Here is a 13,960-nt window from a genome sequence, read left to right as displayed (position 1 = left end):
TTATGCGCCGTGTGCGTTTTTGCGCGTTTCTGACTGGTCTGCTGCTGACCGCCCCTCTCTGTGCCGCCGACAGCTGGCACGCTATCCAACAACAGGCCAAAGGCCAGACCGTCTGGTTTAACGCCTGGGGCGGCGATCCGGCGGTCAACCGCTATCTGGAGTGGGTCAGCGGTGAGATGCAAACACACTACGCCATTACCCTCAAAATCGTCCCGCTGGCGGACGCTGGCGATGCGGTAAAACGGATCCAGACGGAAGCCACAGCAGGGCGTAATACGAACGGCTCAGTCGACCTGCTGTGGGTTAACGGGGAAAACTTCCGCACGTTAAAAGAGGCTAACCTGCTGCAGACCGGGTGGGCACAGAGGTTGCCAAACTGGCGCTATGTCGATACCCGCAAACCCGTGACGGAAGATTTTGCCATTCCAACCGACGGCGCGGAATCGCCGTGGGGCAGCGCACAGCTGACCTTTATCGGCCGTCAATCCAGCATGCCGACGCCGCCGGAGGATCCTCAGGCGCTGCTGGCCTACGCGCAGCAGCACCCGGGCAAGGTCAGCTATCCTCGCCCACCTGATTTTACCGGCACGGCATTTCTTGAGCAGCTGCTACTGACGCTCACCGCTCACCCACAGGCGCTGCAAAAGGCACCCGATAACAGCTTTGCCCAGGTGACGGCGCCGCTCTGGGATTACCTCGACAAACTCCACCCGCTGCTGTGGCGAGAAGGCAAAGACTTTCCCCCGTCACCTGCACGCATGGATAACTTGCTTGCCAGCGGTAGTCTGAATCTGTCGCTGACCTTCAACCCGGCGCATGCGCAGCAAAAAGTCGCCCGCGGCGAACTGCCCTCAGACAGCTATAGCTTTGGTTTCCACGGCGGAACGATTGGCAACGTCCATTTTGTGGCGATTCCGGCCAATGCCAGCGCGAGCGCAGGGGCAAAGGTGGTCGCCAATTTCCTGCTTTCACCGCAGGCGCAAATCCGCAAAGCTGACCCGGCCGTCTGGGGAGATCCGAGCGTGCTGGATGCAAACGCATTGCCAGAAGGTGAAGCGAAACAGCTGCTGGCCCACACGCCACAGGGCCTGCCGAAGGTGCTTGCAGAGCCGCAGTCCGCCTGGGTAAACGCGCTGGAGCAGGAATGGCTGCGTCGTTACGGCACCCGCTAAGCGGGCTTGTCTGGCTGGCGATGGCGGTTATCTATCTGCCGCTCCTGCCCGCCGGTGCAATGCTGTTAGCACCGGCGTTTTCTGTGACAAACTGGCAGCTGCTGCTCAACGACCCGCAGCTGCCTCAGGCAACCGTCGCCACGCTGGTATCAGCGCTCATTGCCACGCTGGGTGCCTTGCTGATTGCCCTTATCCTCGTCAGCCTTTTCTGGCCCGGCAAACGCTGGCGACGCCTCACCACGCGCCTGCCGTGGCTGTTGGCGATCCCGCACGTGGCGTTCGCCACCAGCGCGTTACTGCTGTTTGCCGAGGGCGGTTTGTTTTATCAGGTCTGTACCGTCTGTACGGCTCCATTTGACCGCTACGGCACCGGACTGGGGGTGACACTTGCCGTCAAAGAGAGCGCGTTTGTGCTGTGGGCCATTTACGCCGTGCTGCCGGAAAAACGGCTCGCGCAGCAAAAGATCGTCCTGCAGACCTTCGGTTACGGACGGTTTCAGATACTTAACTGGCTGATCCTACCGACGATCGCCCCGGTCCTCGGGGCGGTGATGCTGGCGGTACTGGCGTGGTCGCTGTCGGTGGTGGATGTGGCGATCGTTCTCGGCCCCGGAAACCCGCCAACCCTGGCCGTGCTGGCCTGGCAGTGGCTGAGCCAGGGCGACGCGCAGCAGCAGGCAAAAGGGACGCTGCTGTGCCTGCTTCTCCTTCTGCTGCTGGCCGCCCTTGCCGCCCTGGGGTACGGCCTTTGGAAAATCTGGCGCCGCAGGGTTCCTGACCTCACCGGAACACGCCGCAGGTCTCAGCGCGTTCTGCCTGAACGTGCATTAAGCGGCTTTCTGCCCGCATGCGGCATACTGTGCGCTGCGGTTCTGCTCATGCTGGCGCAGCGGGACGATATCGGGCCCGTGGGTACCAGCCTTTCCTTCGGTCTGCTGTCGAGCCTGATTGCCCTGGTCATCAGTTTTCTCTGGCTGGAATGGGGGCCACATCGCGGCGCGGCGTGGGTGTGGTTACCGCTTGCCCTTCCGGCACTGCCGCTCGTCACCGGCCAGTACGCGATTGCGTTGCGCCTGGGACTCGACGGGCACTATGCCGCCGTGCTCTGGAGCCATCTGCTGTGGGTATTACCGTGGATGCTGCTGGTGCTGCAGCCCGCCTGGCGCCGGATCGATCCCCGGCTTATCCTTACCGCCAGAACGCTCGGCTGGCGACGGGCAAAAATCTTCTGCCTGCTGAAATGCCCTCTGCTGTTGCGCCCTGCGCTGCTGGCCTTTGCCATCGGTTTTTCAGTCAGCATGGCGCAATACATGCCGACTCTGTGGCTGGGCGCGGGGCGTTTCGCCACGCTGACCACCGAGACCGTCGCGCTCAGCAGCGGGGGCAGCATCCCGGTTCTGGCTAACCGGGCGTTGGGGTTACTGCTGGTCACGGGGGCAGTGTTTGGCCTTGCCGCACTGCTATCACGGCTCGCGGGCCGCTACCGACAAGGATTACGTTAATGCTGAAGGTAAAAGATCTCACCATCGAACCGCTTTTCCGCGAGGTCAATTTTTGCGTGCCCCGCGGAGAGATTGTCACCCTGATGGGCCCCTCCGGCAGCGGGAAATCGACCCTTTTTGCCTGGATGGTCGGCGCACTGTCGGACGATTTTCATGCGCGGGGCGAACTGTGGCTCGATTCGCGTCGCTGCGACGGCCTTCCCGTGGAATCTCGCGGGCTGGGCATTCTCTTTCAGGACGCGCTGCTGTTTGACCCTTTCAGCGTCGGGCAAAATTTGCTGCTGGCGTTGCCTGAGCGGATCGTCGGACACGCGCGTCGGGAAGCGGTCGAGCAGGCGCTGGATTCCGCCGGGCTTGGCGACCATTACGCCAGCGATCCGGCCACCCTCTCCGGCGGGGAGCGCGCCCGGGTTAGCCTGCTGCGCGCCCTGCTCGCTGAGCCGCAGGTGCTGCTGCTGGATGAACCGTTCAGCCGCCTCGATAAAGCGTTACGGGCGTCATTTCGGGCATGGGTATTTGACGCCGTCCGCGCACGCGATATCCCGGTGGTGCTGGTCACGCACGATGAGGACGATATTCCGCCCGACGGCGAGCGGATTGAGATTTCTCGCTGGCAATAATGTGCTAACGCAATGTTTTCCGTTTCGGGAGAGACGACAATGCCCCCCTCTTTTATTGACGTCAGGTTATTCGATGAAACGTGTTTCTCAACTGACCGCGCTGGCCCTGCTCTGCGGCCTCGCCTCTTTTTCCTCTCTGGCGGCTGATATGCCCAACGCGATGACGCTGTCTCAGCTTCAGGCACAGCACGGCACGCCTGTCGACACCCGCGCCAGCGCGTTCTATAACGGCTGGCCGCAAACGCTCAGCGGCCCCTCCGGACATGAACCCGCCGCACTCAACCTGGCAGCGGCCTGGCTGGACGCGATGAGCGACGAGCAGATTGCGCTCTGGGCCAAACAGCATCAGCTTACGCCTGCGACAGCCATTGCGCTGTACGGTGACGAGAGCGATAACCAGGCGGTGAAAGCGCGCCTGGAGAAGGCCGGATACCGCCATGTTTCGCTTCTCAGCGATGCCCTGCAGACGCCTGACCGCCTTCAGCGCATGCCTCATTTTGAACAGCTCGTCTACCCGCAGTGGATCCACCGCCTCCAGCAGGGTAAACCCGTGACCGCCGCGCCGGCGGGTGACTGGAAAGTGATTGAGGCCGCCTGGGGCGCACCGAAGTTTTACCTGCTGAATCACATTCCCGGCGCGGGCTACATCGACACCAACGAGGTGGAAAGCGAGCCGCTGTGGAATAAAGTCTCCGACGACAAGCTAAAAGCGATGCTGGCGAAGCACGGGATCCGTCACGACACTACCGTCATCTTGTATGGCCGCGACGTTTACGCCGCCGCGCGCGTGGCGCAGATTATGCTGTATGCAGGCGTGAAGGATGTCCGTATTCTCGATGGCGGCTGGAAGGCGTGGTCGGACGCAGGCCCGCCGGTTGAGCGCGGTACGCCCGCGAAAGTCACACCGGCCCCTGATTTTGGCGCGCCGATCCCCGGCCAGCCGCAACTGATGGTCGATATGGAGCAGGCGCGCGGGATGCTGCACCGCCAGGATGCCTCCCTGGTCAGCATTCGCTCGTGGCCGGAATTCATCGGCGAAACCAGCGGCTACAGCTACATCAAGCCAAAAGGTGAAATTGCCGGTGCCCGCTGGGGTCACGCAGGTAGTGATGCCACCCACATGGAGGATTTCCATAACCCGGATGGCACCATGCGCAGCGCTGACGATATCGCCGCCCAGTGGAAGCGCTGGAATATTCGACCGGAACAGCACGTCGCGTTTTACTGCGGCACCGGGTGGCGGGCGTCAGAAACCTTTATGTACGCCCGGGCGATGGGCTGGAAGAATGTCGCCGTCTATGACGGCGGCTGGTACGAATGGAGCAGTCACCCGCAGAACCCGGTCAGCACCGGCGAGCGCGGGCCAGAGAGTGCTCTCTAAGGGTTGAGGGACTTCAGCGTCACATAACCGCTCCAGATGCGCGTTGTGGTGGTCAGCCAGCACAGCGCGCCGAATACCCACGCAAACAGCGCAAAGTGTGCCGGGAAAAGGCAGCACAGCACAAACAGTGCGATGGTCTCTGTCCCTTCCGTTAACCCACCGATGTAATAAAACGATTTGTGTGCATAACCGGGGTTGTCGATGTCGTGCTTCGCGGCCAGCGCCGCAAAGGCCAGAAAACTGCTGCCGGTGCCGATAAACGCAAACAGCAGCCAGGCGGCGGCCAGTGAATTCTCTGCGGGAGCAGCCAGCGCAAAGCCAAACGGTACCAGGGCGTAGAATAAAAAATCGAGCGCGATATCGAGAAATCCCCCCGCATCCGTCAGCCCTCTCCGGCGCGCCAGTGCACCGTCCAGACCATCCAGTAAACGGTTGAGCACGATGGCGGCAAGCGCGGCCGGATACCAGCCAAGAGCCAGAAACGGCAGCGTCAGCACGCCGATGGCAAACCCGGACAGGGTTAATCCGTCGGGCGTGATGCCCGGCTTATCCAGCAGGGACACCAGACGATTCAGGGCCGGTTTTATGCGCGGGTGCAGGTGGCGATCAAGCATGGGGAGTCTCGTTAAACGTGGCGCACAGCCCCTGAGCCGGAATGTCCAGGGCGGCATTAAAGCGGGCAGAGAGATTCTGAAACGCAATGAGCGCCGTCATCTCGGTAATGGCATCATCCGTAAAGTGGCGTTTCAGCGCCGTTCTGATTGCCTCATCCGCCCGAGGAGGCGTGGCGGTCACCGCCTCGGCGTAGGCCAGCGCCGCGCGCTCTTGCTCAGTGAATAAAGCTGAATCATGCCAGTTCCCCACGGCCTGGACTTTATCCAGCGCACCGCAGCGCTCGGCCAGCCGCAGGCTGTTGGCATCAACACAGAATGCGCAGTGACAGAGTTGCGACACCCGCGTCATGAGCAGCGAACGCAGCACGGGCGTCAGGCGCGCGTGACGACGCTCCAGAAATCCGACAAACAGCGCCACCAGCCAGAAAAGACGCGGCATGCGCCCCCACCAGCGCGTGGGGTTAAGCACGGCGCCAAAATGTTTTTTCTGCATGGCGGCAATCGGTTTTAAACTCGCCGGAAGGGTTGGGATGGGCTCGACCCAGGTGGACGTCTCTTTCACCGGATTCTCCTGATGGCTGGACTCTGACAAAGGGCACGATAATATGGTGTTTTACGTTATCAAGTATTGACGCCCATGCTAAAAACAATTGATGTCGTTGCGGCCATCATCGAAAAAGACGACAAAATTTTACTGGCGCAGCGCCCTGCCCACGCTGACCAGCCCGGGATGTGGGAATTCGCAGGTGGAAAAGTGGAAGCCGGAGAGACGCAGCCCGAGGCGCTTGTTCGCGAACTGTGGGAAGAACTCGGCATTCAGGCCAGGCCGGGGCAGTACGTGGCGAGCCACCAGCGGGAAGTCTCGCAGCGGGTAATCAACCTTCATGCCTGGCACGTTCCTGCTTTTAGCGGCGAGCTCGCGGCGCACTACCACAGCGCGCTGGTGTGGTGTACGCCTGAAGAGGCGTTTGGCTACGCCTTAGCCCCAGCGGATATTCCGCTACTGGAAGCGTTTATTGTTTTACGCGACGCCAGACCAGCGGGTTCGTACTGATGGTGCGTTCATCTCGCTGGCACTGCAACAGGACACCGTCCGCTTTCACCACGGCCCCTTCCGAGTAGTTCTGATTCTGATAGATGCAGCACTGATTGCAGGGCTGCACCGTTTGATTCTGGCCGCTGGAGCTAAAAACCTCCGGCGGTATATTCACTTCCACATCCGGGCGAATGCGGTCAGCCTGAGCGCCTGCGGTCAACATTAAAGCTAACGTGGCCATCACGTAACGGTTCATAGACTTACCTTCCTGTTTTGTCCTGATAATGACTATAACGGTAAATCGCGCAGAACCTTTAATTTAACGCGCCATCGCTTTTGGTTATGACTCAGCCCGGGTCATTAATTTCCCTTTCGGCATAAATTTCTGCTTGCTTCACAAAGCGGTACGGGTGGTATAGTCAAAAAAACAACACAAATCGCCTACGTCATATACAAACATTATTATAAGAGGTTCTTATATCTATGGATCAGACACGCACTCTGGAAAGTTTCCTTGCCCATGTTCAGCAGCGCGACCCGCACCAAAGCGAGTTTGCCCAGGCCGTTCGTGAAGTGATGACCACCCTGTGGCCCTTCCTTGAACAAAACCCGCGTTATCGTCAGATGTCTCTGCTTGAACGCCTGGTCGAGCCAGAGCGCGTGATCCAGTTCCGTGTGACCTGGGTGGACGATCGTAATCAGGTTCAGGTTAACCGCGCGTGGCGCGTGCAGTTTAACTCCGCCATCGGCCCGTTTAAGGGTGGGATGCGCTTCCACCCTTCCGTGAACCTGTCGATTTTGAAATTCCTCGGCTTCGAGCAGACGTTTAAAAATGCGCTGACCACTCTGCCGATGGGCGGCGGTAAAGGCGGAAGTGATTTCGATCCCAAAGGCAAAAGCGAAGGCGAAGTCATGCGCTTCTGCCAGGCGCTGATGACCGAACTCTATCGCCACCTGGGCCCGGATACCGACGTTCCTGCCGGTGATATCGGCGTGGGCGGACGTGAAGTGGGCTTTATGGCCGGGATGATGAAAAAGCTCTCCAATAACAGCGCCTGCGTCTTTACCGGCAAGGGGCTGTCGTTTGGTGGGAGCCTGATCCGCCCCGAAGCCACGGGGTACGGCCTGGTCTATTTCACCGAGGCCATGCTCAAGCGCCACGGTTTAGGCTTTGAAGGCATGCGCGTGGCGGTGTCCGGCTCCGGCAACGTGGCGCAATACGCTATCGAAAAAGCGATGCAGTTTGGCGCCCGCGTGGTGACGGCGTCAGACTCCAGAGGCACAGTGGTGGATGAAGCCGGCTTCACGGCGGAGAAACTGGCACGCCTGTGCGAAATTAAAGCCAGCCGCGATGGCCGTCTCGCAGACTATGCCGCGGAGTTGGGTCTGACGTATCTGGAAGGCAAACAGCCGTGGAGCGTACCGGTAGATATCGCCCTGCCGTGCGCAACGCAGAACGAACTGGATGTGGACGCCGCGCGTACCCTGATTACCAACGGCGTGAAGGCGGTGGCCGAAGGGGCGAATATGCCGACCACCATCGAAGCGACCAATCTGTTCCTGGAAGCGGGCGTGCTGTTTGCGCCGGGCAAGGCCGCAAACGCGGGCGGCGTGGCGACCTCCGGCCTGGAGATGGCGCAAAACGCCGCGCGTCTCGGCTGGAAGGCGGAGAAAGTGGATGCACGCCTGCACCATATCATGCTGGATATCCACCACGCCTGCGTGGAGTATGGCGGCGAGGCATCGCAAACCAACTACGTGCGCGGGGCGAATATCGCCGGGTTCGTGAAGGTGGCGGATGCGATGATTGGGCAGGGCGTGCTTTAAACTTTTGCTGCGTTCTCGCCCTGTAGGCCCGGTAAGGCGTAGCCGCCACCGGGTTTTTTTTCAGGCCGCAGCGCTGCTTTTCGCCGGGTGGCGGCTTCGCCTTACGTTTAAGAGGCTGCCGCGCTCTTTTTCTTTTTAAACGGCTTCTTCGCACCGCCGCCCGGTGCCACCATCCCTCTGAACCGCTTCACCGGCGTGCTGCGCGCCTGATCGATCAGCTGGTACAGCGTCCCCACCAGCGGCTGCATAAAGTCCTGATAGCGGCACTGCTTTTCGCTGATCTGCGTCAGTACCGACTCCCAGTGTGCGGTCATGTCCGGCCTGGCGGCCAGCTCCGGCAGAGAGTGGATTAGCGCGCGGCCCGGTTCCGTTGAATGGATGTAGCGTCCCTTTTTCTCCAGGAAGCCACGCTTAAAGAGCAGCTCAATGATCCCCGCGCGGGTTGCTTCCGTACCCAGACCATCGGTGGCGCGCAGGATCTTCTTCAGATCTTTATCCTGCACGAACCGGGCGATTCCGGTCATCGCTGAAAGCAGCGTCGCATCAGTGAAATGGCGCGGAGGCTGGGTCTGACGCTCAACCACTTCGCCCTTCTCGCACAGCAGTTCATCGTCTTTAGCAACGACCGGCAGCGGCGTGCCGTCGTTCTCTTCGTCACGTTCTTTGTTACCCAGCAGCGTACGCCACCCCGCTTCTGCCAGGAAACGCGCTTTGGCGACAAATTTCCCTTTGGCGATCTCCAGTTCGATCACGCACTTACGGAATACCGCGTCCGGGCAGAACTGCATCAGATACTGACGCGCAACCAGGTTATAGACCTTCGCTTCGTTATCCGTCAGGTTGACGTTGCTGGCGCGGGCCGTCGGGATAATCGCGTGGTGGGCATCCACCTTTTTATCATCCCAGCAGCGGTTATGGGTGTCCGGGTTTACCGCCGGCTGCGGGAGCAGATCCGGCGCGTGGACGCTAATGGCGTTCATCACCGAATGGCGTCCGGCAAAGTGCTCTTCCGGAAGATAGCGGCTATCCGAACGCGGGTAGGTGATGAGCTTATGGGTTTCGTAGAGCTTCTGGCAGATATCCAGCACGTTTTGCGCGCTCAAGCCAAACTTTTTGGCGGCCTCAATCTGCAGCGCAGACAGCGAGAACGGCAGCGGCGCGGGTTCTGATTCCCGTTTATCGTTATAGCTGGTGACGATTGCCGGCTGGCCGGTAATGCGGTTAACCACATGCTCCGCCAGCGGACGGTGCAGCAGGCGCCCCTCTTCATCCTGATACGATTCACAGGCGTCGCTCGGCTGCCAGACGGCGGTAAAGCGCTCGTCTTTCGGGGTGACGATATGCGCTTTCACTTCAAAGAAATCTTTGGCGACGAAGTTCTCAATCTCTTCGTCACGACGCACGACCAGCCCCAGCACCGGCGTCTGCACGCGACCCACGGAGAGTACGCCCTGATAGCCCGCGTTACGCCCGAGGATGGTGTAGGCGCGGGTCATGTTGATACCGTACAGCCAGTCCGCGCGCGCGCGCGCCAGCGCGGAGACGCACAGCGGGATAAACTCGCTGTTGGAACGAAGACGCGAGATCGCACGCTCGACCGCCTGCGGGTTGAGGTCGTTGATGAGGCAGCGCTGTACCTGCTGGCGCTTTTCCGGCGCCAGTTCAAGATAGTCCAGCACTTCATCCACCAGCAGCTGTCCTTCCCTGTCCGGGTCACCCGCGTGCACGATTTCAGCGGCTTCATGCAGGAAGCGCTTGATCACGTTCAGCTGTTTGGTGACCGAAGGCCGGGGCTGCAGGCGCCATTTTTCAGGCACGATGGGTAGATCGTTCAAATTCCAGCGGGCGTAGCGGCTGTCATAGACATCCGGCTGCGCCTGCTCAAGCAGGTGACCAATACACCAGGTGACCACCTGCCCGTTACCGCATTCGATAAAGCCATCGCCCTTGCGATGCGGTTTAGGCAGCACGTCGGCAATGGCTCGGGCCAGACTCGGCTTTTCGGCAATAAACAACCGCATCGAATTAACGGATCTCAATCATCGGTCGGCCACCGCGCGCGGTGACCAGCTCGCCGATCGCCGTCAGGGTAATGCCAAACTCGGCGGCTGTCGCCTGAACCTCGGCTTCAGATTCCGGCGTGACCGCCAGCAGCAGGCCGCCGGAGGTTTGCGGATCGCACAGCAGGTTGCGCCATTCTTCCGGCATTTCGCCCATCAGATGGCCGTAGCTGGCGAAGTTGCGCTGGGTACCGCCCGGGACTGCACCCTGAGCAATGTACTCTTCCACGCCCGGCAGCTTCGGCACGTCCTGATACCAGACCTTCGCCTGCACGCCCGCGCCCTGACACACTTCGGAGAGATGCCCCAGCAGACCAAAACCGGTTACGTCGGTCATCGCCTTCACGCCGTCGATATTGGCGAATGCTGCACCTGCGAGGTTCATCTGGCACATAACTTCTGTCGCCAGACCTTTGTGTTCCGGTTTCAGCAGGGATTTTTTCTCGGCGGTGGTCAGCACGCCAATACCCAGCGGCTTGGTGAGGAACAGCTTGCAGCCCGCCTGCGCGGTGCTGTTGCGCTTCACGCGTTCGGTAGGGACCACGCCCGTGACGGCCAGGCCGAAGATAGGCTCCGGCGCATCAATCGAGTGACCACCGGCCAGCGCAATTCCCGCCTGCTGGCAGGCAAAACGACCGCCATCAATCACCTCGCGGGCAATTTCCGGCGCAAGGGTGTTGATTGGCCAGCCCAGAATGGCGATGGCCATAATCGGTTTGCCGCCCATGGCGAAGATATCGCTGATGGCGTTGGTGGCCGCAATGCGCCCGAAATCGAACGGGTTGTCGACAATCGGCATAAAGAAGTCAGTGGTACTGATAATACTGGTGCCGTTACCTAAGTCATAAACTGCAGCATCGTCGCGCGTTTCATTGCCGACAAGCAGGTTCGGGTCGACAAACTTCGCCTGTTCACTGTGCAGGATGGTCTCCAGCACTTTCGGGGAAATTTTACAACCGCAACCGGCTCCGTGGCTGTATTGCGTTAAACGAATGGTTTGCTCGCTCATGGACGTCTCCTGTCATCTCAATCGCGCTATGGTAGCGCTCATTCCATAAAGAGGTAAGTATGACTGTCTGAATTCTGCGGCAGATGCTCAGAATCCAGACAGTTTAGCGTGCGTTATCAGAAACGGCTGACGAAAGGCGTCGTGTCCGGCACGCTGATGGTGCTGGAGGCTTTAAGCTGTGGGGTACCGAGATAGAGGAAACCGACAATTTTGTCATGCTCACCGCAGCCAAAACCGTCACGGACTACCGGGCTTTCGGTCAACGGACCGGTGCGCCAGATACCGTTAAATCCTTGTGCAACGGCGGCCATTTGCATCGCCATCACTGCACAGCCTGCAGACATTTCCTGTTCCCAGACGGGCACTTTATGGTCAGCCTGGCATTTTGCCACGACAGCGACGATCATCGGGGCGCGGAACGGGGCATTACGCGCCTTGTCGATCCCCTTCTCATCCTGCCATGCGGCAACCGCGCCCTGCTCCAGCAGCTGGCTGAAACGATCGCGCCCTTCGCCTTCAATCACAAAGAAGTGCCACGGCTGCAGTGTGCCATGATCGGGGGCACGCATACCGGCACGCAGAATGTTCTCCATCTGCTCGCCTGCCGGGGCAGGTTCGGCCAGACGGGAAGCGCTACGGCGGTTAACAAGCAGTTCGAGTGCGTCCATTGGTTAACTCCTTTCTTGAAATTTACTCACAAAATTAACACGACGGCAGATTTTGTTACAGCCTGGCAGGCGATTCCTGCTGACAAGTGGCGGTTGGGTCATTACGATAACCCAACATTACCGTCCAGTGGCGACGGAAACAGTCATTTTCTGGTTAGGGAGAATACATGCGAACCCTTTGGCGAATTATTGCCGGTTTCTTTAAATGGACGTGGAGACTGCTCAACTTCGTCCGCAACCTGGTGATGAATATCTTCTTCATCTTCCTGGTTCTGGTTTGCGCGGGCATCTGGATGCACATCAGCAGTGCAAATCAGGCGCAGCACTCAACGCGCGGCGCGCTATTACTCGATATCACCGGCGTGATCGTTGATAAGCCTTCCACCAGCAGTCGCCTGAGCGTGATTGGTCGCCAGCTGTTTGGCGCAACTTCAGACCGTCTGCAGGAAAACTCGCTGTTCGATATCGTTGATTCCATCCGTCAGGCGAAAGACGATCGTAACATCACCGGGATCGTGCTGGATCTGAAAGATTTTGCCGGAGGCGATCAGCCTTCAATGCAGTACATCGGTAAAGCGCTGCGCGAATTCCGCGACAGCGGCAAGCCGGTGATTGCCGTGGGCGACAGCTACAGCCAGGGGCAATATTATCTGGCGAGCTTTGCCAACAAAATCTGGCTCTCCCCGCAGGGGACGGTCGATCTGCACGGCTTTGCCACCAACGGCCTGTACTACAAGTCTCTGCTCGACAAGCTGAAGGTCACCACCCACGTCTTCCGCGTCGGGACCTATAAGTCTGCGGTTGAGCCGTTTATCCGCGATGACATGTCCCCTGCCGCCCGTGAAGCAGACAGCCGCTGGATTGGCGAACTGTGGCAGAACTATCTGGGCACCGTTGCCGCTAACCGCCAGATTACACCTGAGCAGGTGTTCCCTGGCGCGCAGGGCGTGCTGGAGGGTCTGCGCAAAGTTGACGGTGATACCGCGAAATATGCGCTTGATAACAAACTGGTTGATGCCCTGGGCACCAGCGCCGAGATTGAAAAATCCCTGAGCAAACAGTTTGGCTGGAGCAAAGAGGACAAAAATTACAGCGCCATCAGCATGTATGATTACTCGACGAAAAAACCGGATGAGAACGGTGACAGCGTTGCGGTCGTCTTTGCGAACGGTGCCATCATGGACGGTCAGGAGACCCCGGGGAACGTGGGCGGCGATACTACCGCGTCACAAATCCGCGATGCTCGCCTCGATCCGAAAGTGAAAGCGATTGTCCTGCGGGTGAACAGCCCTGGCGGCAGCGTCAGCGCCTCCGAGGTAATCCGCGCTGAACTGGCTGCGGCACGAGCCGCCGGCAAGCCGGTAGTCGTATCAATGGGCGGAATGGCCGCCTCCGGAGGGTACTGGATCTCAACGCCAGCCAACTACATCGTCGCCAACCCAAGCACGCTGACCGGCTCAATTGGCATCTTCGGGGTCATCAACACCGTGGAAAACAGCCTGGATTCTCTGGGCGTGCATACCGATGGCGTTGCCACCTCTCCGCTGGCGGATGTGTCGGTGACAAAATCCCTGCCGCCAGAAGTCTCTGAGATGATGCAGCTCAGCATTGAGAATGGCTATAAACGCTTTATCACCCTGGTAGCGGACTCGCGTAAAAAGACGCCTGAGCAGATCGACCAGATTGCACAGGGCCACGTCTGGACCGGCCAGGATGCGAAGAGCAACGGTCTGGTCGACAGCCTGGGCGACTTCGATGACGCGGTGAAGAAAGCCGCCGAACTGGCAAAGCTCAAGCAGTGGCATATCGAGTATTACCAGGACGAGCCGTCGTTCTTCGATATGGTCATGGACAGCATGTCCGGCTCGGTACGCGCCATGCTGCCGGAGGCGATGCAGGCTTACCTGCCAGCGCCGGTTGCCACGGCAGCGAAAGCGATGAAGGCGGAAAGCGATAAGCTTGCGGCCTTTAACGATCCACAAAGTCGTTACGCGTTTTGCCTGACCTGCGCTAACGTCCGTTAAAACCGTCCCCTCTTCTCGCGAAGGGGGGATTTTTTCTTTTGAATAAC

The 13,960-nt window shown here is 59.5% G+C and carries 13 protein-coding genes; 7 read left to right on the top strand and 6 right to left on the bottom strand.

All coding sequences use genetic code 11. The annotated features are described in order from the left end of the window. Positions 1-11 precede the first annotated feature (11 nt). The 4 genes from PYW49_RS00695 to PYW49_RS00680 all read left to right on the top strand — a co-directional run bounded on the left by PYW49_RS00695 (position 12) and on the right by PYW49_RS00680 (position 4,675). On the top strand, positions 12-1,172 hold the full coding sequence (locus PYW49_RS00695) for an ABC transporter substrate-binding protein (RefSeq protein ID WP_407057599.1): 1,161 nt from the start codon (positions 12-14) through the stop codon (positions 1,170-1,172). Continuing rightward, positions 1,145-2,674: an ABC transporter permease family protein gene (locus PYW49_RS00690; RefSeq protein ID WP_320385341.1), complete on the top strand. Its 1,530-nt coding sequence runs from the start codon at positions 1,145-1,147 to the stop codon at positions 2,672-2,674. Before PYW49_RS00695 ends, PYW49_RS00690 begins: the two co-directional genes overlap by 28 nt. After that, on the top strand, positions 2,674-3,294 hold the full coding sequence (locus PYW49_RS00685) for an ATP-binding cassette domain-containing protein (protein WP_320385340.1): 621 nt from the start codon (positions 2,674-2,676) through the stop codon (positions 3,292-3,294). Before PYW49_RS00690 ends, PYW49_RS00685 begins: the two co-directional genes overlap by 1 nt. Before the next feature lie 73 nt (positions 3,295-3,367). Further along, positions 3,368-4,675: a sulfurtransferase gene (locus PYW49_RS00680; protein WP_320385339.1), complete on the top strand. Its 1,308-nt coding sequence runs from the start codon at positions 3,368-3,370 to the stop codon at positions 4,673-4,675. Here the strand turns inward: PYW49_RS00680 and PYW49_RS00675 are convergent. Together PYW49_RS00675 and PYW49_RS00670 are read right to left on the bottom strand one after the other, a co-directional pair. After that, positions 4,672-5,289 carry a CDP-alcohol phosphatidyltransferase family protein gene (locus PYW49_RS00675; protein ID WP_134349933.1) on the bottom strand — a complete coding sequence of 206 codons (618 nt, stop codon included), beginning with the start codon at positions 5,287-5,289 and terminating at the stop codon, positions 4,672-4,674. The two genes, PYW49_RS00680 and PYW49_RS00675, sit on opposite strands and share 4 nt — an antisense overlap. Further along, the gene (locus tag PYW49_RS00670; protein ID WP_134349932.1) at positions 5,282-5,851 is read right to left on the bottom strand and encodes a carboxymuconolactone decarboxylase family protein; all 570 of its coding nucleotides are present in this window, start codon (positions 5,849-5,851) and stop codon (positions 5,282-5,284) included. The genes PYW49_RS00675 and PYW49_RS00670 overlap by 8 nt, the downstream gene beginning before the upstream one ends. A gap of 75 nt (positions 5,852-5,926) precedes the next feature. On the opposite strand from PYW49_RS00670, the gene PYW49_RS00665 reads away from it, so the two are divergent. Then, entirely contained in the window at positions 5,927-6,343 is a 417-nt protein-coding gene (locus PYW49_RS00665) for a pyrimidine (deoxy)nucleoside triphosphate diphosphatase (protein ID WP_320385338.1), read from the top strand. On the opposite strand, the gene PYW49_RS00660 is transcribed toward PYW49_RS00665, so the two are convergent. Continuing rightward, positions 6,303-6,581 carry a YnjH family protein gene (locus tag PYW49_RS00660; protein ID WP_134349930.1) on the bottom strand — a complete coding sequence of 93 codons (279 nt, stop codon included), beginning with the start codon at positions 6,579-6,581 and terminating at the stop codon, positions 6,303-6,305. The two genes, PYW49_RS00665 and PYW49_RS00660, sit on opposite strands and share 41 nt — an antisense overlap. Before the next feature lie 227 nt (positions 6,582-6,808). On the opposite strand from PYW49_RS00660, the gene gdhA reads away from it, so the two are divergent. Continuing rightward, positions 6,809-8,152 (top strand): NADP-specific glutamate dehydrogenase, encoded by a 1,344-nt coding sequence (gene gdhA, locus PYW49_RS00655; RefSeq protein ID WP_134349929.1) that lies wholly within the window; start codon positions 6,809-6,811, stop codon positions 8,150-8,152. Positions 8,153-8,259: 107 nt separating this feature from the next. Here gdhA and PYW49_RS00650 read toward each other — a convergent pair whose 3' ends face one another. The 3 genes from PYW49_RS00650 to PYW49_RS00640 form a co-directional block, all read right to left on the bottom strand. Continuing rightward, on the bottom strand, positions 8,260-10,173 hold the full coding sequence (locus tag PYW49_RS00650; protein ID WP_320385337.1) for a DNA topoisomerase III: 1,914 nt from the start codon (positions 10,171-10,173) through the stop codon (positions 8,260-8,262). Between the two features lie 4 nt (positions 10,174-10,177). After that, on the bottom strand, positions 10,178-11,221 hold the full coding sequence (gene selD, locus PYW49_RS00645) for a selenide, water dikinase SelD (RefSeq protein ID WP_134349927.1): 1,044 nt from the start codon (positions 11,219-11,221) through the stop codon (positions 10,178-10,180). Between the two features lie 116 nt (positions 11,222-11,337). Continuing rightward, on the bottom strand, positions 11,338-11,889 hold the full coding sequence (locus PYW49_RS00640) for an NAD(P)H nitroreductase (RefSeq protein WP_320385336.1): 552 nt from the start codon (positions 11,887-11,889) through the stop codon (positions 11,338-11,340). 167 nt (positions 11,890-12,056) lie between these two features. Here PYW49_RS00640 and sppA point away from each other — a divergent pair, with 167 nt between their 5' ends. Beyond that, positions 12,057-13,913 carry a signal peptide peptidase SppA gene (gene sppA / locus PYW49_RS00635; RefSeq protein ID WP_320385335.1) on the top strand — a complete coding sequence of 619 codons (1,857 nt, stop codon included), beginning with the start codon at positions 12,057-12,059 and terminating at the stop codon, positions 13,911-13,913. The last annotated feature ends 47 nt before the right edge of the window (positions 13,914-13,960 follow it).

Origin of the sequence: Enterobacter chinensis (genome assembly GCF_034008295.1) — a bacterium.
Classification (GTDB): Bacteria; Pseudomonadota; Gammaproteobacteria; order Enterobacterales; family Enterobacteriaceae; genus Enterobacter; species Enterobacter chinensis.
Note: the sequence above shows the minus strand (reverse complement) of the source record. Positions and strands in the feature narration are given on the sequence as shown.

What these genes read in the sequence shown, in the direction of transcription:
- PYW49_RS00690 (WP_320385341.1), top strand. Translation starts at nt 1,145, where the DNA reads ATGGCTGCGTCGTTACGGCACCCGCTAAGCGGGCTTGTCTGGCTGGCG.
- PYW49_RS00685 (WP_320385340.1), top strand. Translation starts at nt 2,674, where the DNA reads ATGCTGAAGGTAAAAGATCTCACCATCGAACCGCTTTTCCGCGAGGTC.
- PYW49_RS00680 (WP_320385339.1), top strand. Translation starts at nt 3,368, where the DNA reads ATGAAACGTGTTTCTCAACTGACCGCGCTGGCCCTGCTCTGCGGCCTC.
- PYW49_RS00675 (WP_134349933.1), bottom strand. Translation starts at nt 5,289, where the DNA reads ATGCTTGATCGCCACCTGCACCCGCGCATAAAACCGGCCCTGAATCGT.
- PYW49_RS00665 (WP_320385338.1), top strand. Translation starts at nt 5,927, where the DNA reads ATGCTAAAAACAATTGATGTCGTTGCGGCCATCATCGAAAAAGACGAC.
- PYW49_RS00660 (WP_134349930.1), bottom strand. Translation starts at nt 6,581, where the DNA reads ATGAACCGTTACGTGATGGCCACGTTAGCTTTAATGTTGACCGCAGGC.
- gdhA (WP_134349929.1), top strand. Translation starts at nt 6,809, where the DNA reads ATGGATCAGACACGCACTCTGGAAAGTTTCCTTGCCCATGTTCAGCAG.
- PYW49_RS00650 (WP_320385337.1), bottom strand. Translation starts at nt 10,173, where the DNA reads ATGCGGTTGTTTATTGCCGAAAAGCCGAGTCTGGCCCGAGCCATTGCC.
- selD (WP_134349927.1), bottom strand. Translation starts at nt 11,221, where the DNA reads ATGAGCGAGCAAACCATTCGTTTAACGCAATACAGCCACGGAGCCGGT.
- PYW49_RS00640 (WP_320385336.1), bottom strand. Translation starts at nt 11,889, where the DNA reads ATGGACGCACTCGAACTGCTTGTTAACCGCCGTAGCGCTTCCCGTCTG.
- sppA (WP_320385335.1), top strand. Translation starts at nt 12,057, where the DNA reads ATGCGAACCCTTTGGCGAATTATTGCCGGTTTCTTTAAATGGACGTGG.